This is a genomic window from Streptomyces coeruleorubidus, assembly GCF_028885415.1.
Classification (GTDB): Bacteria; Actinomycetota; Actinomycetes; order Streptomycetales; family Streptomycetaceae; genus Streptomyces; species Streptomyces coeruleorubidus_A.
Window position 1 is genome coordinate 8,504,489 of the sequence record NZ_CP118527.1, and the last position, 22,930, is coordinate 8,527,418.

Genomic DNA, 22,930 nt, shown 5'->3' on the forward strand with positions numbered 1-22,930 from the left:
CGCTGACTCCTTCGTTCGTCAATTTACGGCGTATGTTTTATGGCGTGTGCACGTCGTAACCGGAGGGGCGCGAAGTGCGTTCTGCGGAGATGCCCCCTCAGGTCTTCGTCTGCGCCCCGCCGTAATAGGCCACGATTTCCGGGGCCGACATATCGCCCTCCCGCCTGCGTCCCAGGAAGTAGTAGGCCGAGGCGTCGTCCATCGCGTAGCGCGCCGGGACGAGGCGGTCGAGGGCCCGCAGCCAGCACAGCAGCAGGCGCGTCACACGGCCCGCGAAGGCGGAGCGGGTCAGGCCCCGTACCAAGTGGTCGACGCTCCAGAGCAGTTGGGTGCCGGGACCCGCGACAGGGCCGGCCGCAAGTTCTTCGAACCCTCGGAAGAGATAACGGTGGCCGCTCGCGGTGAACCGCGTGAAGTCGCAGGGCCCGGCGTGCACCTGCTGCAGGAACGGGGTCTCCGCGTAGACGAGGCCGTCGCTCTTCAGGACCCGGTGGACCTCGGCGACGACCAGGGCCGGATCGAGCACGTGCTCCAGTACGGCCTGCACCAGCACCCCGTCGACGCTCGCCGTGGGCAGCGGGATGTGATGGGCGTCCGCGATGAACTGGGTCACCGGGCTGCCGACGAGGTCGAAGGCGATGACCTGGACACGCGGATCGCGGTAGACCGCCTCCACGCCGTTGCCCACCGTCCCGCCGCCGACGACGAGCAGCGTCGGGGCGGAACCGGGAAGAGCGCGCATCAGTACGTCGATGTTCCGGGCCGCTACCCGGTTTGGCGGCTTCCAGAGGCGGCGCAGCGGGCGGGGCAGCCGGGAGGCGCGGCCGAGGGGATCCTGCCGGGTGTGTCCGGCGCCGTCCGCGAAGTCCTCACGGCGAACCACGCTTCGCTCGAAGTCGACGAGGACCGGCCACCGGCCGATCACCGGGAACCCGGCCGACGTGTGGTGCGGGCACTCGGGCGACGTGCAGGAGAAGACGTCGCGCGCCGCGCTCAGGGGCGAACGGCAGCGCGGACACACCAGCAGCCGCTCGATGCGTTCCAGTCCGACCAGGGCCATCGCGCCTCCTCCGTCCGTTGAGCAGTCGGCTTGACCCGGCTTCACACGAGAGGGAACATGTACGTATACGACGTAAATATACACATTGGGAAGGGAGTGGTGAAATGTCGGCCCCGGCTCTTGCGGCGACCACCTCTCCCGTGGGCGCGGTCCCTGACTGGCCCGCACCGCCGCCGCGCGCGACACCGGCCGACCGGCTGCCGGCGCAGCCGGTGCTGCCGCGCGTCAAGGTGCTCCACGTGATCACCCGCATGCAGGGCGGTGCCGGCGGCAACACCCTGCTGTCGGCCGTGGGGATGGACCCTGAGCGGTACGAGGTGTGGATCGCGGGCGGGCCGGGCGGAGAACTGTGGGACCGGGCCCGGGCCATGGGCGTGCGCACGGTCGAGATCCAGGAGTTCCGCCACGTTCTCACTCCTGCGGACGTCCTCGTGCTCTGGCGGCTGATCCGGCTTGTCCGCCGCGAACGCTTCACCGTCGTGCACACCCACTCCGCGAAGGGCGGCTTCCTCGGCCGGGTGGCGGCACGGCTGTGCCGCACGCCGGTGGTGGTGCATACCTTCCATGGCCTGAGCTTCCACGACCGCATGCCGCCGACCCGGCGCAGGATCTACCACTGGCTGGAACGGGTGACGCGGCGCCTCGCCCACCGCTACCTCGCCGTCGCGCCGCGCGTGGCGCGCGAGGTCGTCGAGGAGCGGCTGGCCCCTCCCGGCAGCGTCCACGTCGTGCCGTCGGCGGTGGAGCTGGCACGCATTCCCGACGGGTTCGAACCGGCCGCACGACGTGCGCTCGGTGTGCCGCCCGAGGTGACGCTCATCGGCACGGTCGGGCGGATCGACGCCCAGAAGGCGCCGCTGGACTTCGTCCGGATGGCCGCCGCTCTCCGGGGAGTGTTCCCCGACACCGCATTCGTCATGATCGGCGACGGGCCGTTGGCCGGGGACGTCCGGCGGCTCGCCGCTGAACTGGGCGTCGACATACGGCTCACCGGTCACCGCCCGGACGCCGCCGCACTCGTTGCCGGGCTGGACGTCTTCGTCATCACCTCTCTGTACGAGGGACTCGGCCGCGCCCTCACGGAGGCGCTCGCGGCGGCCCGGCCGGTCGTCGCGACGGCCGTCAACGCAGTCCCCGACCTGGTGGAGCACGGCGCCACGGGCCTGCTCGTGGAACCTGATGATCGGGAAGATCTTGTCCGCGCGGTCGGCTGGCTGCTCGAACACCCCCGCGAAGCCGCCGAGATGGGGCGGCAGGGACGAGACCGGGTACGGGCCCTCTTCGCACCCGAGGACATGTGCGCCCGCCTCGACGCCTGCTATAGCGAACTACTGGGAGTGCCGAGGACCCGGCCGACCCACACCCCTCCCACCGCCCACCGGCGCCTGCCGCCCGCGAACCCCGCGCGTACTGGCATGGGGCTGACATGGACGCCCCCACCACACCGGAGACCACCATGCGCCTGACAGTCATCGGCACCGGATACGTAGGAGCGGTCCACGCCGCCTGCATGGCGGAGATCGGGCACGAAGTCCTCGGCGTGGACGTCGACGCGGAGCGGATCGCCGCGCTCGCCGCCGGGCGGACCCCGTTCTTCGAGCCGGGACTCGGCGGGATGCTCAGGCGGACCGTGGACAGCGGGCGGCTGCGGTTCACCACGTCGATGGCCGAGGCGGCCCGGTTCTCCGGTACGCACTTCGTGTGTGTCGGCACCCCGCAGCGGCCCGGATCCGGCGCCGCCGACCTGCGGCACGTGGAGAGCGCCGTGGACGGACTGGCGCCCCACCTGGCGGGCAACGGGCACGTCCTCGTGGTCGGCAAGTCCACCGTGCCGGTCGGTACGGCGGACCGGCTCGCCCGGCGGCTGCGCGCGACCGCACCCGACGCCGACGTCGCCTGGAACCCGGAGTTCCTGCGGGAAGGGTGCGCCGTCCAGGACACCCTGCGGCCGGAACGCATCGTCGCGGGAGTCCGCACGGCGCACGCCGAGGGACGGCTCCGGGAGATCTACGCCCCGCTCCTCGCGGGCGGCATGCCGTTCATCGTCACCGACACCGCCACCGCCGAACTGGTCAAGCTGGCGTCGAACTCCTTCCTCGCCACGAAGGTCTCCTTCATCAACGCCATGGCCGAGATCTGCGATGCCACCGGTGCCGACGTCCTCACCCTCGCGGAGGCGATGGGCGCGGACTCCCGCATCGGGTCCCGCTTCCTGGCGCCCGGGCTCGGGTTCGGCGGCAGCTGCCTGCCCAAGGACATCCGGGCCTTCGCCGCCCGTGCGGAGGAACTGGGCCTGGGGGAGTCGGTGGCCTTCCTGCGGGAGGTCGACGCGATCAACACCCGGCAGCGGCGGCGCACCGTCGAGCTGGCGCAGCGGCTGGTCGGAGGGGCCTTCGCCGACCGGAACGTCGCGGTCCTCGGGGCCGCCTTCAAGCCCCGCAGCGACGACGTCCGCGACTCGCCCGCCCTCGCGGTCGCGGAGGAGGTCCGGTGCCGGGGCGCACAGGTCCGCGTCCACGACCCGGAGGCGGTGGACAACGCCCGGGCGGCGTACCCCGCGCTGCAGTTCGCCCTGGACGTGACCAAGGCGTGCGAGCACGCCGACGTGGTGCTGCACCTCACCGAGTGGCCCCAGTACCGGGAGCTCGACCCGGCCGCCCTTGCCATCGCGGTGCGCACTCCGGCGATCGTCGACGCGCGCCACACCCTCGACCCGGAGACCTGGTGCGCGGCGGGCTGGACCCTGTGCGCACCCGGCCGTCCGCGGCTCGGCTGACCGGCAGGAGGATGCCATGCGTGTCGTGGTGGCCGGCGGGAGCGGCTTTCTGGGATCGCATCTGTGCGAGGCGCTGCTCGGCAGGGGTGACGCCGTCTGCTGCCTGGACGACTTCTCCTCGGGCCGGGCGGCCAACATCACCCACCTGCTGCGGATGCCCGGCTTCCACTGCACGCCGTGCGACGTCACCTCCCGCTTCCGGGTCTTCGGGGACGTCGACGCCGTCGTCCACCTGGCGAGCCCCGCCTCGCCTTCCGACTACCAGCGCCACCCCCTGCAGACGCTGGCCGCGGGCAGCCGGGGCACGGAGAACCTGCTGGAGCTGGCGGTCCGCCACGGGGCACGCTTCGTCCTGGCGTCCACCAGCGAGGTCTACGGCGACCCCCAGGTGCATCCGCAGGACGAGGACTACTGGGGGCACGTCAACCCCATCGGCCCGCGCAGCGTCTACGACGAGGCCAAGCGCTACGCCGAGGCCGTCACCACGGCTTACCGGCGCAGCCGCAGCGCCGACACCGGCATCGTGCGGATCTTCAACACGTACGGGCCCCGCATGCGGGGGGACGACGGCCGGGTGGTCTCCACCTTCATCCGGCAGGCCCTCGCCGGGGAGCCCCTGACCATGCACGGCGACGGCAGCCAGACGCGCAGCTTCTGCTACGTCGACGACCTGGTCCGCGGTCTGACAACCATGATCGACTCGTCGCACACGGGCCCGTTCAACCTCGGCAACCCGGCCGAGCGGACGGTGCGGGAGCTCGCGGAGGTGGTACTGCGGATCACCGGGTCGCGCAGCGCCGTGCGCCTGCTTCCGCTGCCCGTCGACGACCCGGTCCGCCGGCGGCCGGTCGTCACCCGGGCCCGGGAAGAGCTCGGCTGGCACCCCGAGGTGCCGCTGGAAGAAGGGCTGCGCCGCACCGTCGAGTGGTTCGCAACGCAGCCCGACACCCTCGTACGGCCCCCGCACCGCTCCACCGTAGGACGGCCCTCATGAAAGCACTCGTCCTGTGCGGCGGCGCCGGCACACGGCTCCGCCCCATCACCCACACCTCGGCCAAGCAACTGGTCCCGGTGGCCAACAAGCCCGTGCTGTTCTACGGGCTGGAGGCCATCGCCGCCGCCGGCATCCGGCAGACCGGCATCATCGTCGGGGACACGGCACCGGAGATCCGGGCGGCCGTCGGCGACGGCTCCCGCTTCGGCCTGGACGTGACCTACCTGCCCCAGGAAGCGCCGCTCGGCCTCGCCCACGCCGTGCTGATCGCCCGGGACTTCCTCGGCGACGACGACTTCGTGATGTACCTCGGTGACAACTTCATCGTGGGCGGCATCTCCGGGGTGGTCGACGACTTCCGCCGCGAACGCCCCGACGCCCGCATCCTGCTGACCCACGTCGGCGAACCCACCGCCTTCGGCATCGCCGAACTGGACGCGGCGGGCCAGGTGGTGGGTCTGGAGGAGAAGCCCCGCCAGCCCCGCAGCGACCTAGCCCTGGTCGGCGTCTACCTATTCACCACGGCCGTGCACGAGGCGGTGCGGGCCATACGGCCCTCCCGGCGCGGCGAGCTGGAGATCACCGACGCGATCCAGTGGCTGATCGACGCCGGCCGGGACGTGCGCGCCACGACCATCTCCGGCTACTGGAAGGACACCGGCAACGTCACCGACATGCTGGAGGTCAACCGGTCGGTCCTGGAGAGCGTCGAGCCGTGGACCGGCGGCAGCGTCGACGCGGCCAGCGAGATCATCGGCCGGGTCCGGATCGAGGACGGGGCCAAGGTGTTCGGCAGCCGTGTCGTCGGTCCGGCCGTCATCGGCGCCGGGACCGTCATCACCGACTCCTACGTGGGGCCGTTCACCTCCATCGCCGAGGACTGCCGCATCGAGGACAGCGAGATCGAGTACTCCATCGTGCTCGGACGGGCGACCGTCAGCGGCACCCGCCGCGTCGAGGTCTCGCTCATCGGCCACGACGTCGAGGTGACCCCCGCCCCGCGCACTCCAGCGGTGCATCGCCTCGTGCTCGGCGACCACAGTCAGGTGCAGATTCCGTCATGACCACGACCCGCATCCTCGTCACCGGCGGAGCCGGCTTCATCGGCTCGGCCTACGTCCGCTCACTGCTCGGTCCGAACGGCCCGCCCGATGTCGCGGTGACCGTGCTGGACAAGCTCACCTACGCGGGCAACCCCGCCAACCTGGACGACGTCCGCTACGCCGACGGCTTCGCGTTCGTCCGGGGCGACATCTGCGACGCGAACCTCGTCGACGAGTTGGTGGCGGCGCACGACCAGATCGTGCATTTCGCGGCCGAGACCCACGTCGACCGTTCCCTCCTCGGCGCCGACGTCTTCGTCCGGACGAACGTCCTGGGCACCCAGACCCTGCTGGACGCGGCCCTGCGGCACGCGCCGAAGATCTTCATCCACATCTCCTCCGACGAGGTGTACGGCTCCATCCGCAACGGCTCCTGGCCGGAGACCGACCCGTTGCGGCCCAACTCGCCCTATTCCGCCTCCAAGGCCGCCTCGGACCTCATGGCGCTGTCCTACCACCGCACCCACGGCCTCGAAGTCCGCGTCACCCGGTGCTCCAACAACTACGGCCCCCACCAGTACCCCGAAAAGGTCGTCCCGCTGTTCATCACCCGACTGCTGGACGGCCAACCGGTGCCGCTGTACGGCGACGGCCACAACGTCCGCGACTGGATCCACGTCGACGACCACGTGCGCGGTATCGAACTCGTCCGCACCCGGGGCCGCCCGGGCGAGATCTACAACATCGGCGCCGGCAACGAACTGTCCAACCGGGACCTGACCGGACTGTTGCTCCACGCCTGCGGCGCCGACTGGGCGGACGTGCGGTTCGTCGAGGACCGCAAGGGCCACGACCGGCGTTACTCGGTCGACTTCACCAAGATCCGCACGGAACTCGGGTTCATACCGCTCAAGGACCTGGCCACGGGGCTCACGCAGACCGTCGCCTGGTACCGGACGCACCGCTCCTGGTGGGAGCCACTGCAGCGGCGGGCGGCCCGGAAGGAGAGGTTCCCTCTTCTGCCCTGAATGTCGAGAAACGCCTTTGAGAGACCAGCCATGAGCCCACCCATCGAGGACTACGCCCTCATCAGCGACCTGGAGACAGCCGCCATGGTCGGCCGGGACGGCTCCGTCGACTGGCTGTGTCTGCCCCGGTTCGACTCGCCGGCCTGCCTCGCGGCCTTGGTGGGCACCGAGGCCAACGGCTTCTGGCGGATCGCGCCCGTCGGCTCCGTCGCCGGTGGCGCCTGCACCCGACGCGCCTACCGGCCCGACACACTGGTCCTGGACACCGTGTGGGAGACCGCGGCCGGCGCGGTACGCGTCACCGACTTCATGCCGCCGCGGGCCGAACTGCCGTGCCTCGTACGTGTGATCGAGGGTCTTGCGGGTGCCGTGCCCGTGCGCAGCGAACTGCGGCTGCGCTTCCACCAGGGCCGGGTCGTGCCGTGGGTGCGGGACGCCGACTGCGGCGCCGTCGCGGTCGCCGGTCCGGACGCCGTCTGGCTCGGCGCCGACGGCCCGGTGCGGGCGCTCGGTGGCACGGACGCGATGGTCTGGGACGTCACCGTCCCGGCCGGTCGGCGGCTGGCGCTGACGCTGGCATGGTCGCCCTCGCACCGGTCCGAGCGGCCCACCTCGCTCGCCGCCCCGGCGCAGACGCTGCTCGATGAGACCGCCGACTACTGGCGGCGCTGGAGCGCCCGGTGCCGCTACCAGGGACCGTGGCGGGAGGCCGTGGTGCGATCCCTGATCACCCTGAAGGCCCTCACCTACGCGCCCACCGGCGGCATCGTCGCCGCACCGACCACCTCGCTGCCCGGCTGCATCGGAGGCGAACGCAACTGGGACCACCGCTACTGCTGGCTGCGCGACTCCACCCTCACCCTGTCCTGCCTGCTGCGCAGCGGCTACCGGGAGGAGGCCACGGCCTGGCTGGACTGGCTCGTGCGGGCCATCGCCGGTGATCCCGCCGATCTTCAGACCGTGTACGGCGTCAAGGGGCAGCGGCTGCTGCCGGAGACCGAGGCGCCATGGCTGCCCGGCTACGAGGGATCCCGGCCGGTGCGGTTCGGGAACTCGGCGGTGGGCCAGTTCCAGCTGGATGTGTACGGCGAGGTCATGGACACGCTCTTTCTGTCGCTGCGGGCGGGGATCTCCATGCCCGCCCACGTCTGGGACCTGGTGGAGGCGCTGATGGGTTACCTGCACCGGCACTGGCGCGAACCGGACCAGGGGCTGTGGCAGGTGCGGGGCCCCAGACGGCAGTTCGTCCACTCCAAGGTGATGGCGTGGGTGGCCGCCGACCGGGCGGTGCGCATGGGCCGGCTGCTCGGCCGGAACGGATCCTCGGGCGAGTGGCAGGCCATGCGCCAGGAGGTGCATCGGGAGGTCTGCCGCGAGGGCTGGAACGCGGACCAGGGCTCGTTCGTGCAGTCGTACGGCTCCTCGGCCCTGGACGCCTCCGCCCTGCTGATCCCCCGGCTCGGCTTCCTGCCGGCTCGCGACGAGCGGGTGCGTGGCACCGTCCGGGCCGTACGACGGCTCGGCCACGGCGGGTTCGTCCGGAGGTACGCGCCGGACGGCCTCGGCACGCACGACGTCGACGGCCTGCACGGCCGGGAGGGCGCGTTCGTGTCGTGCTCCCTGTGGTACGCCGATGCCCTCGCCGCGACCGGCCACCCGCGGCAGGCCCAGGAGACCTTCGAGCGCGTCCTCGCCGTCCGCAACGACCTCGGACTGCTCGCCGAACAGTGGGACCCGGACGCGGGCCGTCAACTGGGCAACGCGCCACAGGCGTACAGCCACATCGCTCTGGTCGAGACGGCGTTCGCCCTCTCATCGACACCAGGCCCGAGCCCCCGGGGTCCGGCAGCGACGGACCGGCTCCGAACCGGGGCGCCTCGAGCTGCCCGGTCACGAATGCGCACCCATGCCTGACGACGTCTTGCGCAGCGTCCTCTATTTTCACGCATGGTGCCGTATATCGCGATGCGACGCAGTATCTCTCCGTGCGCGTGCGGGAAATGGCGAGCCGAGTAAGCTGGATGCAAGACACGTAGATGTCTCGGCGAGAAGGAGCCCGCATACCGCCGCGGATACCGGCGATCGTGTATATCGGCGACCGTGTTCACAGGCGACCAGGACCGAGTCCCGGCCCCGATAATTCTCCTTTGTCAGCCCGATTCCACGGGCTTCTCCGCCGTCGCCCGGTGCCGTTCGCCCAGCTCCGTCCGCCCGATCAGTGGCTCTCCGGAGGTGAATTGGGTGAACGCGCGACTGCGAGGCAGGGCCGCGATAGCCGCGGTCAGCACATGCATCGTCGTGCTGACCGCGTTCTACTACATCTTTCCGGAACAGCGGCTGATCTTCGTCGCCATAGGAGCGACCGGCGTCACCGGTATCGTCCTGGGCGTCCTTCTCAACCACCCCGCGCATCGACTCCCCTGGCTGTTGCTCGCCGCAGGAAACTTCGCCTTCGCCGCGGGACAGGCCGCCCAGATCATCCTCCTTCAGTTCTACGGGGAGAACCCGTTTCCGTCGATCGCCGACGGCTTCTATCTCGCGGCATATCCCCTCTATGCGGCCGGGCTGCAGGGCTTCGTCCGCTGGCGCACGAGTGGGCGGGACCGCGCGAGCCTCGTCGACGCGCTGACGCTGACCGTCGGCCTGGCACTGCTGTCGTGGCTCTTCCTCATCGAGCCGTACGCCCGCATCGAGGATCTCACCTGGGTGCAGAAGGCGTTCTCCATGGCCTATCCGCTCGGCGACATCCTCGTCCTGGCGATCCTGCTGCGCCTGCTCGCCGGCCGTGGCGGCAAGAGTCCCTCGCTCGTGCTGCTCACCGTGGGCACCTCCGGCCTGCTCATCGCCGACGTGGCCTACGGCCTGATACAGCTGAACGGGACCTGGCGCACGGGTACCGCGGTCGATCTCGGCTGGGCCGTGCTGTACGGCGCCTGGGCGGTCGCCGCGCTGCATCCGTCCATGCGGTCGCTGACCCAGCCGGTGGCATGGCGCGCCGAGACCGGCATGGGCCGGCTGACCCTGCTCACCCTGGCGTCGCTGATCGCACCGGCCATCCTCCTGATGACGGCGGTGCGCGGCGTGAGTACCAACGTCGGCGTGGTCGGGGTGTTCTCCGCGGTGCTCTTCGTCCTCGTGCTCTACCGCCTGGCGGGCGTGGCGGCGACCCACCGGCAGGCACTCGGCCGGGAGAAGGCGCTGCGCATCGCCGTGTCGTCGCTGGGCGGAGCGGGTGACCCGCGGGATGTGGCCGCCGCCGTCCACACTGCGGTGACGCAGCTCATACCGTACGGCCCGCCGCATTCCGCGCTGCTCACCGTGCCGGACAACACGCTCTGGGTGAACGGGGATCACGGCGAGGTACGCGGTCCGCTGTCCGCGCGGGGGACCGCAGCCGTCCGCGAACTGATGGCGTCCGGCGAGAGCCGCCTGGTGGCCCTCGACGGTGTGGGGCCCGCTCTTGCCGCCAGCCTCACGGGCCAGGACGAGGAGCCGACCCGCATCCGCCACGCGCTCGTCTGCCCGCTCACCTCGCAGGATCACCCCTCGGGCGATCCGCTGATCGGGGCGCTGATCGTGGCCGGGGACGAGCAGAACCTGCGCGTGCTCCACGACACGCTGGCTACTCTCGCCGCGCAGACGGCACTTGCCGTGGCGCGGATCGCCCTCGCCCAGGAGGTCAACCGGCGCAACAGCGAAGCGTATTTCCGCACCCTGGTGCAGAACGCCTCCGACGTCATCCTCATCCTCGACGACGACAACCGGGTCCGTTACGCCAGCCCGTCCGCCGACCAGATGCTCGGCGTTCCGGACCTGGAGGGCACCCCCCTCATCGATCTGGTGCCGCCGCAGGACAGCCGCGCGGTGGCCGAGACACTCGGCCGGATACGGAGCGGCGAGTACCAGAACAGGCGCGAGCACTGGCGCATGGTCCGCGCCGACCGGACGTCCATCGAAGTCGAGGTGAGGTGGAGCGACCTGCGCGAGGAGGCGACCGTCGGCGGGGTGGTGCTCACCCTGCGGGACGTGACCGAACAGCTCAAGCTCGAACGCGAACTCACCCACCAGGCGTTCCACGACTCGCTCACCGGCCTGGCCAACCGCGTGCTCTTCCAGGACCGGGTCAGCCACGCCCTGGTGCAGGCTCAGCGCGACGGCACGGTGGTCGGCGTGCTCTTCATCGACGTGGACGACTTCAAGGTCGTCAACGACATACACGGCCACAGTGTGGGCGACGAACTCCTGGTCGCCGTGTCACTCCGCCTCCAGACCGCCGTCCGGGCCTCCGACACCGCGGCGCGCATCGGCGGCGACGAGTTCGCACTGCTGGTGGAGGGGTCCGTCTCGCCGACGGGCGTGGAGCGGTTCACCGAGCACGTGATGAGCGTGTTCGCCGAGCCGTTCAGGCTCAGTGTGGGGCCGGTAGGCACGTACGCCAGCATCGGCGTCGCGACGACGGAGGACAGTGTCGACTCGGTCGAACTGCTCACCCACGCCGATCTCGCGCTGTACTCGGCGAAGACGGCGGGCAAGCGCCAGTGGCGCCGCTACCACCCGGACCTTCAGAGCGGCATGGCCGAGCGGGCCAAGTTGCAGGAAGGACTGGACAGTTCGTCGATCGAGACGTCGTTCATGGTGCTTTACCAGCCCATCGTGGAGCTGACCAGCGGCCAGATCACCGGCTTCGAGGCGCTCGTTCGCTGGCCCCACGCCACGCGCGGCATGCTGCTGCCGGAGCAGTTCATCACGCTGGCCGAGGAGAGCGGCCAGATCGTTCCGCTCGGTGCCTGGGTGCTTGATCAGGCCGCGACCGAGGCCGTCCGGTGGCAGGGCTCCCTGCGACGCGACAGGACGGCCGAGCGCAGCGCACCTTACGTCAGCGTGAATGTGTCGCCGCGTCAGTTCCGGGACGAGGAGTTCTACCAGGTGATCCGGCGCGCCCTGGACCTCTCCGGCATCGAACCGTCGTCTCTCGTATTGGAACTGACCGAGAGTGTGCTGATGTACAACGACGAACGTATCCTGGCGGAGATGAGTTCGCTCACCGAACTCGGGATCCGTATCGCGGTCGATGATTTCGGAACAGGCTACTCGTCGCTGAGCTATCTGCGTGAGTTCCCGATCTCGATACTCAAGATCGACAAGTCGTTCATCCACGAGCTCGGGCGCTCACCCGAACAGTACGCCTTGGTCGAGGGCATCACGCATCTCGCGGACACGCTCGGCCTCACGGTGATCGCCGAAGGAGTGGAGGACGTCAGGCAGCAGGAGTTGCTGATCTCCATGGGCTGCCGGCTCGGCCAGGGGTACCTCTTCGCCGAGCCGGTCAGCGCCGACGAGGCGGAGCACCTCGTCCTCGCGCCGCCGCTCGGCCGCCTGGCCGGATTCCCCGGGGCGCCCGCGGCGAGGAAGCGGTGAGGGTGGCGGCCCTCCGCCAAGAGGGGCGCACGTCGTGCTCCGCACCCGCAGGGCGCCGCGCGAGGCAGGAGACCCAAGGTGACGGGACGTGATCACCTGTCGGCCGAGTCGGCCGTGCTGTGCGTCGTGCTGCGCAACGAAGAGGAGCAGTACGCGATCTGGCCCGCCGATCACCGGATTCCGGCCGGGTGGCATCGGATCGGCGGACCGGCGTCCGCCGCGTGGTGCGGGAGCCTGGTCGAGCGCCTGTGGACCGACATGCGGCCCGCGAGTGTCCGCGTCGGGCGGCGTCCCCCGCAACCCGGGCCGGGCACCGTGCCGGAGCTGGTTCGGGAGCGGGCGCGGCGCGCGCCGTCCGCTCCCGCGGTGCTCTCGGACGAGGGCCGGCTCGACTACGCCGAGCTGACCGGCCGCGCCGAGCGGCTCGCCCACGAGCTGCGGGAGTCGGGCGTCGACGCGGAATCCGTCGTCACCGTGTGCCTCGACCGCGCGCCCGAGCTGATCGTCGCGCTGCTGGCGGTGCTGAGCTCCGGCGGCGCGTTCCTGCCCCTCGACCCGGCGACTCCTCGGCAACGGATGGTCGCACTGGTCGCGGAGACCGGTTCACGCCTCATCGTCTCGAGCAGCGAGCACGCCCCCAAGTTCTCCGGGTGCTCAGCGCGGATCGTCCAGGCCGGGGAACCGGCCACGCAGGCGCCGCCGGCGGGCCCGCCGGCGGCGCCGGGCCCGCGGGTGGCACCGGGCCCGCGGCCGGAGGACCTCGCCTACGTCATCTACACCTCCGGATCCACCGGACCCCCCAAGGGTGTGATGATCACTCACGGGTCGCTGGCCCACTCCCTCACCGCGGTGGCCCGGGCGTACGAACTCAGGCCGGGCGACCGGGTGCTGCACGCCGCGGCGCTCGGCTTCGACACCTCACTGGAGCAGATCTTCTCGACGCTGATCAGCGGCGCGACGCTCGTCCTCGCGGGAACGGGGACGTGGGCACCCACCGACCTGCTGCACCGCCTCCCGGAACAGGGGATCACCGTCGCCGACCTGACCCCCGCCGTCTGGCAGCGGATCGTCTCCGTCGCGGACCGCGGCGCGATCCTCGCGTCGCTCAGGCTCGTCATCGTCGGCGGCGAGATCGTCACCGCGAAGGACTGCCGCGCCCTGCTGCGCCGAATCCCCGGCGCGCGGCTCGTCAACGCCTACGGGCTCACCGAAACGACCATCACGTCCACCATCTGCGACCTCGACGAGGAGGTGCTCGCCGCGCCGGACGCCGCCGTCGCCCCGGTCGGCAGGCCCCTGGAGGGCAATCGCGTCCACGTGCTCGACACCGAACTGCGCCCGGTGGCGCCGGGCGAGCGCGGCGAGATCTACATCGGCGGCCCGGGGCTGGCGCGCGGGGTCCGGTGGCAACCCGCCCTGACCGCGCAGCAGTTCCTGCCCGACCCGTACGGCACCGCACCGGGGGACCGGATGTACCGCACCGGGGATCTGGGCCGCCGGCGCTCGGACGGCAACCTGGAAGTCCTGGGCCGGATCGACGACCAGATCAAGATCCGCGGGTTCCGCGTCGACCCGGCCGAGGTCGAGGCGGCGCTCGTCTCCCACCCCGAGGTCGGCCAGGCGATGGTCGTGGCCCGGGCGCGCGACAAAGGCGACCGGGACCTCATCGCGTATTACACGACGACCGCGCCGCCGACCGGTGGCGAGGCGGCGCTGCGGGCACGGCTGCGGTCGGCACTCGCCGAGGTCCTGCCGGCCTACATGGTCCCGGCAGCCTTCCACGCGGTGGAACGGCTGCCCGTCACCCCCGGCGGAAAGCTCGACCGCAAGGCCGTGCCGGAAACCGGGACCCCGGCGAGGACGGCCGACGACGACGACCGTCCGGTGCAGCAGGGGATGGCCCAGTTGTGGGGCCAGATCCTGGATGTGGACTACGTCCGTCCGCAGGACGACTTCTTCGAGCTGGGCGGCAACTCGCTGCTGGCCATGGAGATGCTTGCCCGGACCCGCGTCATATACGGCATCGGCATCACACAGATCCGCGACCTGACCCGTTCACTGCTGCGGCATCCGACGCTCGCCGCGTTCACTGAATCCGTGCGCCAGGCACGTGCCGGCACACTGGCCCACCCGGAGGGCGGGAGTGTCGACTTCGCCGCCGAGACCGATCGGCGCGTTCCGGCGGTAGGCCGTGGCACGCCGGCTCCGCACCCCCGGCACCCAGGCGACGTACTCCTCACCGGAGCGACGGGGTTCTGCGGCGCGCACATGATCGACGAGCTGCTGCGCAGGACGACGGGACGTATCCTCTGCCTGGTCAGGGCCTCCGACGAGCAGCACGGTATGGAGCGGATCCGCGCCAGCCATCAGCGGTACGTCCTCAGCGATCTGTCCAGCGCGCGCGTCCAGCCGGTCGTCGGCGACCTGGGCAAACCCGGACTGGGGCTGCCTCCCGGCCGGTTCGAGGAGCTGGGATCCACCATCGATGCCGTCTACCACTTCGGCGGCCAGGTCAACTTCATCTACCCGTACCACGAGTTGCGCGCGGCCAACGTCGACGGAACATACGAGCTCATCCGCCTCGCCGCCGGCCGGGCCGTCCCCGTCCACTTCACCTCCAGCATGGCGGTGCTCGCCGGATTCGGACCGGCCGGCGTGCGCCAGGTGACGGAGCACACGCCGCTGCGCTTCCCCGAGTATCTGTCGGTGGGATACGTGGAGACCAAATGGGTCGGCGAGGTCTTGCTGAAGAAGGCGTCCGAGGCGGGCCTGCCGGTCGTCGTCTACCGCCTGATGGACATCACGGGGAGCAGCGAAACCGGCGCGATGAACACCAGCAGCGAGATGGCCGCCCTCTTCGGCTTCATCGCGCGGACCGGGCTGTGCCCTGACGTCCGGCTGCCGCTGGACTTCCTGCCGGCCGACCACCTCACCCGCGCGATCGGACACATCTCCACCCGCCTTCCCGCTCGCGGCGAGGTCTACCACCTCACCAACCCCCGTCCCACGCTTCTGGGTTCGCTCGCCGAGCGCCTGCGTCAGCGGGGTTGCCCGGTCCAGGAGATCCCCTACGCCGAGTGGGTCGCCGCTGTGGTGAAGTACGCGGCCGGACACTCCTCCGACCCGTTGACCCCGTTCGTCCCGCTCTTCGTCGACCGGTGCCACCACGCCGATATCACCGTGAGCGAGATGTACTTCCAGGGCGTGTTCCCGGAGTTCACCCGCACCAACGGGGAGCGGGCGATGAGGGACGCCGGGATCGACGTTCCGCCGGTGGACGCGGAGATGATGGACCGCTACATCGACTTCCTCCAGCAGTCCGACTACGTCCGGCCGGAGAAGAGCGGAGGGCAGGGAGCGGCGCGATGGTGAGCTGGTGCCCTGACTGGGAGGCGCTGGACGTACGGGAAGCGGCCCCCGACGGTCCGGTGGCCTTCTGCGCCGACCTCTCTCCCGCCGGCCTCCTGGCGGCGTACCGCGCCGGCGTCTATCCCTTCCCGGCGTCCGACGAGTACGTCCGCGCCCTCAACGAGGTGGTCTTCGCCGATCAGGTCCAGGACGGCCGCATCCGGCTCGTGGGCAAGGACGCAGGGGAGGAAGCGGCCGATCCCTACGCCGTCTCCTGGTGGTCGCCCGACCCCAGGCCGGTGCTGCCCGTCACGGCCGCGCACCTCAGCCGGAGCCTCGCCCGGCGGCTGCGCAACCGGCTGCCGTGGTCGACCAGCATGGACCTGCGGTTCGAGCAGGTCGTCCGCGAATGCCGCGCCGGCCGCACCCCCTTGTGGCTCACCGAAGAGCTGATCGCGAGCCTGGTCCGCCTCCATGATCTGGGTCATGCCCACAGCGTCGAGGTGTGGGAGGAAGGCGAGCTGGTCGGCGGCGTCTTCGGCCTGAAGGTCGGGCCGGTCTTCAGCATGGACTCGATGTTCTTCCATCGCCCCGGCGCATCGAAGGTCGCGGTGGCCGACCTCGCGGTGCGCTTCGCACAGGCCGGGGGTGTGCTGCTCGACGCTCAGCGGGACAGCCCGCACGTCCGCGACCTGGGCGGCATTCTGATACCGCGGGAGCAGTACCTGCGACACCTCCGCCGCACCACGCTCGACAGCCTCCCGATGCCCACCGCCACCCTGCCCGCCCGCCGCCTCACCCCGTCGACGGGGTCGCACTGACCCCGTTCCGCGCGCTGCCGCTCGTCGCCGGACGCGGCACCGGTGACGGCCTGCCGCACCGGCGTCTCGCCGACGGTTCGGGACCATACGTCGGTGCTACTCCTTCATGGTCGGCCGCCGGGCGGAGCCCGTGCAGCCCTGCGGGTTGAGCCGCTGGAAGTGCCAGGCGTCCCGGCACATGTCGGACAGGTCACGCGTGGGACGCCAGCTCCAGGCGCGGGCCACGGCTGACGCGTCGGCGACGAGTTCGGCGACGTCCCCCGGCCGCCTGGGCGCGACCTCGTACGGGATGCTCCGGCCGCACGCCTCGGAGAACGCGGCGACGACCTCCAGCACCGAACTGCCCCTGCCGAGGCCGAGGTTGTACACGTGCATGCCCGGCGCGTCGGCGACATGATCGAGTGCGAGGCGGTGCGCCTCCACGGTGTCCAGGACGTGGAGGTAGTCGCGGATCGCGGTCCCGTCGGGCGTGGGGTAGTCGTCGCCGTAGACGCGCAGCCGTTCCCGGCGGCCGACGGCGACCTGGGCGACGTACGGCATGAGGTTGTCGGGCGTGCCGCGCGGGTCCTCGCCGAGCAGACCGCTGGGATGGGCGCCGGCCGGGTTGAAGTACCGCAGGCACAGCACCGTGTACTCGGGGCGGCGGTTGCAGACGTCGGCGAGGATCTGCTCGCAGAGCCACTTGGAGGCCGCGTACGGGTTGGTGGGGCGGGCCGGGGCGGTCTCGTCGAGCGGGCCGGGGCCCGCGTCGCCGTAGATCGAGCAGGAGGAGGAGAACACCATCCTGTGCACGCCGTGTTCGTGCATCGTGCGCAGCAGTGACGTGGTGCCGCCGACGTTCGTGTCGTAGTACTCGACGGGCATCCTGGTCGACTCGCTCACCGACTTGTGCGCCGCGAAGTGCACGACGGCGTCCACCGGATGCCGGTCGAATACGGCCGACAGCGCGCGCCGGTCCCGGATGTCCAGTTCGTAGACCGCGCCGACGAAACGCCCGGCGAGCCGCTCGACGCGCGCGAAGACCTGTGGCGTGCTGTTGGAGTAGTCGTCGACCACGATCACTTCGTAGCCGTGGTCGAGGAGCTCCACGCAGGCGTGGCTGCCGATGAAACCGGCCCCGCCCGTGACGAGGACGGTCGAGGGTGCCCAGGAGGATCCGGCTCCTCGAGCGGTCGGCGTCTGGTTCCTGCGGGCCATGCCAGGCTCCCGCGTGGGGGCGGTCGGACACCGTATATTTACGGTGTGTATGTACGACTTTGCACCCGGGCTCGAGGTCCGGTCAAGGCCTGACCAGCAATTGGAAGTCGAACGTGTAGCGCGAGGCCCGGTAGATGTGCGTTCCGTACTCGACCGGGCGCCCGGTGTCGTCGTACGCCGTGCGCTGCATGGTGAGCAGCGCCGCGCCCTCCTCCTCGTCCAGTCGCGCGGCCTCCTGAGCGGTGGCCGCGCGGGCACTGACGCGCTGCCGGGCGCTGTGCAGCGTGATGCCCGCCGAGCGCATCATCCGGTACAGGCCCGTCGACTCCAGGCGGGCGTCGTCGAGGTCCACGAGGGACGCCGGAAGGTAGTTGCGCAGCAGGGCCATCGGCTGGCCGTGCGTGCAGCGCAGCCGGTCCAGGACGGTGACCTCGCTGCCCTCCGCGACGCCGAGCGCCGCCGCCACGTCGCAGGAGGCCGCGACGACCTCGTTGCGCACGACCTGCGTGGTGGGCCCCTGCCCGGCCTCCTCCAGGTCGTCGTAGAGGCTGCTCAGCTCCAGCGGGCGCTTGACCTGGCTGTGCACCACCTGCGTGCCCACCCCGCGCCGCCGGACCAGCAGCCCCTTGTCGACGAGGGACTGGATGGCCTGGCGGACGGTGGGGCGGGACAGCCCGAGGCGTACAGAGAGGTCGACCTCGTTGCCCAGGAGGTCCCCCGGGGTGAGGACCCCGTGCTCGATCGCCGCCTCCAGCTGCCGGGCGAGCTGGTAGTACAGCGGCACGGGACTGCCCCGGTCCAGGGCGAAGTCCACCGAGCTGAGCGCAGGGGCGGCCGCGGTGCGGGCCCGGTCACCGGTCCTCGCCATGGATGGTCCCCCCTTCGGGCGTCAGGAGTTGCTCGGGAAGCCGAGGTTGATGCCGCCCGCGTCGGCCGGGTCCGGCCAGCGGGTGGTGATGACCTTGCCCTGGGTGTAGAAGGCGATGCCGTCGTTGCCGTAGACGTGCAGGTCGCCGAAGAGCGAGTCCTTCCAGCCGCCGAAGGAGTGGTAGCCGACCGGGACCGGGATCGGCACGTTGACGCCGACCATGCCCGCCTTGACCTCCAGCTGGAAGCGGCGGGCGGCGCCGCCGTCCCGGGTGAAGATCGCGGTGCCGTTGCCCCAGCGGGAGTCGTTGATCAGCTTGATGGCCTCTTCGTACGTCTCCGCGCGGACCACGCACAGCACCGGGCCGAAGATCTCGTCCCGGTACGCGTCCGCCGTCAGCGGTACCCGGTCCAGGAGGGAGACGCCGAGGAAGAAGCCGTCCGCGCACTCGGGGTGCCCGTCGACCGAGAAGCCGGTGCCGTCGACGACGACCTCGGCGCCCTGCGCGGCGGCCGACGACACGTAGGACGCCACCTTGTCGCGGTGCTCGCGGGTGATCAGCGGCCCCATCTCGGACGCCGGGTCGTTGCCCGGGCCGATCCTCAGGTTTTTCGCCCGCTCGGCGATCTTGCCGACCAGCTCGTCACCGGTGTCGCCGACCGCGACCACGACCGACACGGCCATGCAGCGCTCGCCCGCAGAGCCGTACGCCGCGTTGATCGCCTGGTCGGCGGCGAGGTCCAGGTCGGCGTCGGGCAGGACCAGCATGTGGTTCTTGGCGCCGCCCAGGGCCTGCACCCGCTTGCCGTGCTCGACCGCCTTGAGCTGGATGTACTTGGCGATCGGGGTCGAGCCGACGAAGGAGACCGCCTCGATGTCCGGGTGCTCCAGGATGCGGTCCACGGCCGTCTTGTCGCCCTGCACGATGTTCAGGACACCGTCCGGCAGGCCCGCCTCGGCCGCCAGCTCGGCCAGGCGGAAGGAGGCCGACGGGTCCTTCTCCGACGGCTTCAGCACGAACGTGTTGCCGCACGCGATGGCCAGCGGGAACATCCACATCGGCACCATCGCCGGGAAGTTGAACGGCGTGATGCCCGCGACCACGCCCAGCGGCTGGCGGATCGAGGCGACGTCGACCCGGGTGGAGACCTGAGTGGACAGCTCGCCCTTGAGCTGGACGGCGATCCCGCACGCGAGCTCGACGATCTCCATGCCGCGCGCGACCTCGCCGAGCGCGTCGGAGTGCACCTTGCCGTGCTCGGCGGTGATCAGTTCGGCGATCTCGTCGCGGTGGGCGTCCAGCAGCTCGCGGTACTTGAACAGGATCGCCGTGCGCCTGGCGAGCGAGGAGGTCCCCCAGGACTCGAAGGCGGTCTTGGCGGAGGCGACGGCGACGTCCACCTCGTCGACGGTCGCGAACGCGACCTGCTTCTCCTGGGCGCCGGTGGCCGGGTTGTAGACGGGGCCGAAGCGGCCGGAGGTGCCCTCGACGGGCTTGCCGTCGATCCAGTGGGTGATGGTCTTCATGGTGCGCAAGGGCCTTTCGTGGAGCATGGGTTCAGCGGGAGTTCGCGGGGAGTCCGCGGGAGTTCAGAGGTGGCGACGGCGTCCGGCGACCTGCCGGTCGTAGCGCTCGCGGGCCTCGACCGCCGCCTCGCGGGAAGCGGTCTCGGCCACCGGCACGTCCCACCAGGCCTCGGCCGGGGGAGCGGTCGGGGCGGGGTCGGTCTCTACGTACACGCACGTCGGCCGGTCGGAGGCACGGGCCGTGGCCAGCGCCTCGCGCAGCTCGCGCACCGTCTTGGCGCGCAGTACGTCCATACCGAGGCTCGCCGCGTTGGCGGCCAGGTCGACGGGCAGCGGGGCGCCGGTGAACGTGCCGTCGGCGGCCCGGAAGCGGTAGGCGGTGCCGAACCGCTCGCCGCCGGTCTCCTCCGACAGACCGCCGATGGAGGCGTAGCCGTGGTTCTGGATGAGGACGATGTTGAGCGGCAGGCCCTCCTGGACGGCCGTGACGATCTCCGTCGGCATCATCAGGTAGGTGCCGTCGCCGACCAGCGCCCACACCGGCGTACCGGGAGCGGCCTGCTGGACGCCGATGCCGGCCGGGATCTCGTAGCCCATGCACGAGTAGCCGTACTCCAGGTGGTACTGGCGCGGGCTGCGGGAGCGCCACAGTTTGTGCAGGTCGCCGGGGAGCGAGCCGGCCGCGTTGATCACCACGTCGTCGTCGCCCACGGCCGCGTCCAGCGCGCCGAGCACCTGCGTCTGGGTCGGGACCGCGCTCTCGTCGTCGGCGCGGTAGGCGGCCTCGACGACCTCGTCCCAGCGCTCCTTTCCGGCGCGGTACGCGGCCTCGTACGCCTCGTCCACCCGGTGGCCGGAGAGCGCCTCCAGCAGCTTTTCGAGGCCGGACTTCGCGTCGCACACCAGCGTGCGCGCGGCCAGCTTGTGTGCGTCGAAGCCGGTGATGTTGAGGTTGAGGAACCGCACGTCCGGGTTCTGGAAGAGCGTGCCGGAGGCCGTGGTGAAGTCCGTGTAGCGGGTGCCCACGCCGATGACGAGGTCGGCGGTGCGGGCGAGGTCGTCGCTGACGGCCGTGCCGGTGTGGCCGATGCCGCCGAGGTCGGCGGGGTGGTCGTGGCGGAGTGATCCCTTGCCCGCCTGGGTCGAGGAGACCGGGATGCCGGTGGCGTCCACGAACGCCTTCAGCGCAGCCTCGGCCTCGCTGTGGTGGACACCGCCGCCCGCGACGATCAGGGGCCGCTCGGCCGACCGGATCGCCTCGACGGCCGCCGTCAGCTCCACCGGGTCCGGCGCGGGACGCCGTACGTACCAGACGCGCTCGGCGAAGAACTCCTCCGGCCAGTCGTACGCCTCCGCCTGCACGTCCTGCGGCAGCGCCAGGGTGACGGCGCCGGTCTCGGCCGGGTCGGCCAGCACACGCATCGCCTGGAGCGCCGACGGGATCAGCGCCTCGGGGCGGGTGATCCGGTCGAAGTACCTGGACACCGGGCGCAGCGTGTCGTTCACCGACACGTCGGCCTCGACCGGGTGCTCGAGCTGCTGGAGCAGCGGGTCGGCCGAGTGCGTGGCGAAGTAGTCGCCGGGCAGGAGCAGGACCGGCAGACGGTTGATCGTCGCCAGGGCCGCGCCGGTGACCAGGTTGGTGGCTCCCGGGCCGATCGAGGTCGTCACGGCCTGCGCGGACAGGCGGTTCAGCTGCCGGGCGTAGCCGACCGCCGCGTGCACCATCGACTGCTCGTTGCGGCCCTGGTGGAACGGCATGACGGCGTCTGGCCCGATGCCTGCCTCCATCAGCGCCTGGCCGACACCCGCCACGTTGCCGTGGCCGAAGATGCCCCAGGTCCCGGCGATCAGCCGGCGCCGCACGCCGTCCCGCTCGGTGTACTGGGCGGACAGGAACCGCACCAGGGCCTGGGCGGTCGTCAGTCGGCGGGTGCGGGCGCTCATGCGGAGGTCTCCGGGGCGGTGTAGAGGGGGAGTCGGGGGTCGACCGGCTGGTCCGGCCAGGTGTCGCGGACCCAGGCGTGGTCGGGGTGGTCGCAGATCAGCCAGGCGCGCTCGGCCTCCGGGCCCGCCATGACGTTGAGGTAGTACATGTGGTGGCCGGGCGTGGCCATCGACGGCCCGTGCCAGCCGTCCGGGATCAGGACGACGTCGCCGTCGCGGACCTCCGCGAGCACGTCGGTGTCACGGCCCGGTCCGGACGGGGAGACGCGCTGGTAGCCGAGGCCGGGGATGCCGTCGTGGCCGGCGAACTCGAAGTAGTAGATCTCCTCCAGCACGGACTCCTCACCCGGCCGGTGCTCGTCGTGCTTGTGCGGCGGGAACGACGACCAGTTGCCGCCCGGGGTGATCACCTCGACCGCGATGAGCTTGTCGCACTCGAAGACCCCGGCCGCGCCGAAGTTGTTGACCTGCCGGGAGCAGTTCCCGGTGCCCCGCAGCTCCACGGGCACCTCGGAGGCGGGTCCGTAGCGGGCGGGCAGCCGGCGGGTGCAGCGCGCGCCGGTCAGCGCGAAGCGGCCGCCAGCGGCGGAGGTCACTCTCGCCCGGGCGTCGCGCGGCACGTACGCGAAGTCGCTGACGCCGCTGAAGACGTCCCGGCGGCCCTGGAGCTCGAAGGTCTCCTGGCCGAAGTCGTCCGTCGCGGCGACCGTGCAGCCGCCGCTGAGAGGGACGACGATCCACTCGCTGTCGCCGGTGTCGAAGGAGTGCGTGCCGCCCGGCGGCAGCTCCAGGACCCGCAGGCTGGAGTGGCCCCAGCCGGCCTTCTCGGGCGTGACGTCGACGATGTAGGGGCCGCCGAGGGCCTTACCCGCGGGAAGGTGATACGTCATCGTGTGCCTTTCG

General features: G+C 71.2%; 15 protein-coding genes. 9 read left to right on the top strand and 6 right to left on the bottom strand.

Annotated elements, in window-relative coordinates:
• Positions 1-97 precede the first annotated feature (97 nt).
• Positions 98-1,060: a class I SAM-dependent methyltransferase gene (locus tag PV963_RS39250; RefSeq protein WP_274821202.1), complete on the bottom strand. Its 963-nt coding sequence runs from the start codon at positions 1,058-1,060 to the stop codon at positions 98-100.
• A 140-nt stretch (positions 1,061-1,200) separates the two neighbouring features.
• Between PV963_RS39250 and PV963_RS39255 the strand changes: the two genes are divergently transcribed.
• The 9 genes from PV963_RS39255 (at position 1,201) to PV963_RS39295 (ending at position 16,488) form a co-directional block, all read left to right on the top strand.
• On the top strand, positions 1,201-2,526 hold the full coding sequence (locus tag PV963_RS39255) for a glycosyltransferase family 4 protein (RefSeq protein WP_274821203.1): 1,326 nt from the start codon (positions 1,201-1,203) through the stop codon (positions 2,524-2,526).
• Positions 2,517-3,836 (top strand): UDP-glucose dehydrogenase family protein, encoded by a 1,320-nt coding sequence (locus PV963_RS39260; RefSeq protein ID WP_274822255.1) that lies wholly within the window; start codon positions 2,517-2,519, stop codon positions 3,834-3,836. The genes PV963_RS39255 and PV963_RS39260 overlap by 10 nt, the downstream gene beginning before the upstream one ends.
• Positions 3,837-3,852: 16 nt before the next feature.
• Complete coding sequence (locus PV963_RS39265; protein ID WP_274821204.1) at positions 3,853-4,830, top strand: UDP-glucuronic acid decarboxylase family protein; 978 nt, start codon at positions 3,853-3,855, stop codon at positions 4,828-4,830.
• On the top strand, positions 4,827-5,894 hold the full coding sequence (locus PV963_RS39270) for a glucose-1-phosphate thymidylyltransferase (protein ID WP_274821205.1): 1,068 nt from the start codon (positions 4,827-4,829) through the stop codon (positions 5,892-5,894). The genes PV963_RS39265 and PV963_RS39270 overlap by 4 nt, the downstream gene beginning before the upstream one ends.
• Positions 5,891-6,901 (top strand): dTDP-glucose 4,6-dehydratase, encoded by a 1,011-nt coding sequence (rfbB, locus tag PV963_RS39275; RefSeq protein ID WP_274821206.1) that lies wholly within the window; start codon positions 5,891-5,893, stop codon positions 6,899-6,901. The genes PV963_RS39270 and rfbB overlap by 4 nt, the downstream gene beginning before the upstream one ends.
• A 30-nt stretch (positions 6,902-6,931) precedes the next feature.
• A complete protein-coding gene (locus tag PV963_RS39280) occupies positions 6,932-8,815 on the top strand; it encodes a glycoside hydrolase family 15 protein (RefSeq protein ID WP_274821207.1) in 1,884 nt (627 codons plus the stop codon).
• A gap of 327 nt (positions 8,816-9,142) precedes the next feature.
• Entirely contained in the window at positions 9,143-12,319 is a 3,177-nt protein-coding gene (locus tag PV963_RS39285) for a putative bifunctional diguanylate cyclase/phosphodiesterase (protein WP_274821208.1), read from the top strand.
• Between the two features lie 78 nt (positions 12,320-12,397).
• On the top strand, positions 12,398-15,691 hold the full coding sequence (locus PV963_RS39290) for an amino acid adenylation domain-containing protein (protein WP_274821209.1): 3,294 nt from the start codon (positions 12,398-12,400) through the stop codon (positions 15,689-15,691).
• Positions 15,685-16,488: a leucyl/phenylalanyl-tRNA--protein transferase gene (locus PV963_RS39295; RefSeq protein WP_274821210.1), complete on the top strand. Its 804-nt coding sequence runs from the start codon at positions 15,685-15,687 to the stop codon at positions 16,486-16,488. The genes PV963_RS39290 and PV963_RS39295 overlap by 7 nt, the downstream gene beginning before the upstream one ends.
• Positions 16,489-16,584: 96 nt before the next feature.
• Here the strand turns inward: PV963_RS39295 and galE are convergent, their stop codons facing one another.
• From galE to iolB, 5 genes are all read right to left on the bottom strand, one after another.
• Positions 16,585-17,685, bottom strand: coding sequence for a UDP-glucose 4-epimerase GalE (gene galE / locus PV963_RS39300; RefSeq protein WP_274821211.1), 1,101 nt, complete (start codon positions 17,683-17,685; stop codon positions 16,585-16,587).
• Between the two features lie 82 nt (positions 17,686-17,767).
• Positions 17,768-18,553 (bottom strand): GntR family transcriptional regulator, encoded by a 786-nt coding sequence (locus tag PV963_RS39305; protein WP_274821212.1) that lies wholly within the window; start codon positions 18,551-18,553, stop codon positions 17,768-17,770.
• Between the two features lie 21 nt (positions 18,554-18,574).
• The gene (locus PV963_RS39310) at positions 18,575-20,080 is read right to left on the bottom strand and encodes a CoA-acylating methylmalonate-semialdehyde dehydrogenase (RefSeq protein WP_274822256.1); all 1,506 of its coding nucleotides are present in this window, start codon (positions 20,078-20,080) and stop codon (positions 18,575-18,577) included.
• Between the two features lie 63 nt (positions 20,081-20,143).
• Positions 20,144-22,027, bottom strand: coding sequence for a 3D-(3,5/4)-trihydroxycyclohexane-1,2-dione acylhydrolase (decyclizing) (gene iolD, locus PV963_RS39315; protein WP_274821213.1), 1,884 nt, complete (start codon positions 22,025-22,027; stop codon positions 20,144-20,146).
• Entirely contained in the window at positions 22,024-22,917 is an 894-nt protein-coding gene (iolB, locus tag PV963_RS39320; protein WP_274821214.1) for a 5-deoxy-glucuronate isomerase, read from the bottom strand. Before iolB ends, iolD begins: the two co-directional genes overlap by 4 nt.
• Positions 22,918-22,930 lie beyond the last annotated feature (13 nt).

Bases quoted from the DNA above. Each gene is read 5' to 3' on its own strand.
- PV963_RS39250 (WP_274821202.1), bottom strand. From the start codon at position 1,060: ATGGCCCTGGTCGGACTGGAACGCATCGAGCGGCTGCTGGTGTGTCCG.
- PV963_RS39260 (WP_274822255.1), top strand. From the start codon at position 2,517: ATGCGCCTGACAGTCATCGGCACCGGATACGTAGGAGCGGTCCACGCC.
- PV963_RS39265 (WP_274821204.1), top strand. From the start codon at position 3,853: ATGCGTGTCGTGGTGGCCGGCGGGAGCGGCTTTCTGGGATCGCATCTG.
- PV963_RS39270 (WP_274821205.1), top strand. From the start codon at position 4,827: ATGAAAGCACTCGTCCTGTGCGGCGGCGCCGGCACACGGCTCCGCCCC.
- rfbB (WP_274821206.1), top strand. From the start codon at position 5,891: ATGACCACGACCCGCATCCTCGTCACCGGCGGAGCCGGCTTCATCGGC.
- PV963_RS39280 (WP_274821207.1), top strand. From the start codon at position 6,932: ATGAGCCCACCCATCGAGGACTACGCCCTCATCAGCGACCTGGAGACA.
- PV963_RS39295 (WP_274821210.1), top strand. From the start codon at position 15,685: ATGGTGAGCTGGTGCCCTGACTGGGAGGCGCTGGACGTACGGGAAGCG.
- galE (WP_274821211.1), bottom strand. From the start codon at position 17,685: ATGGCCCGCAGGAACCAGACGCCGACCGCTCGAGGAGCCGGATCCTCC.
- PV963_RS39305 (WP_274821212.1), bottom strand. From the start codon at position 18,553: ATGGCGAGGACCGGTGACCGGGCCCGCACCGCGGCCGCCCCTGCGCTC.
- PV963_RS39310 (WP_274822256.1), bottom strand. From the start codon at position 20,080: ATGAAGACCATCACCCACTGGATCGACGGCAAGCCCGTCGAGGGCACC.
- iolD (WP_274821213.1), bottom strand. From the start codon at position 22,027: ATGAGCGCCCGCACCCGCCGACTGACGACCGCCCAGGCCCTGGTGCGG.
- iolB (WP_274821214.1), bottom strand. From the start codon at position 22,917: ATGACGTATCACCTTCCCGCGGGTAAGGCCCTCGGCGGCCCCTACATC.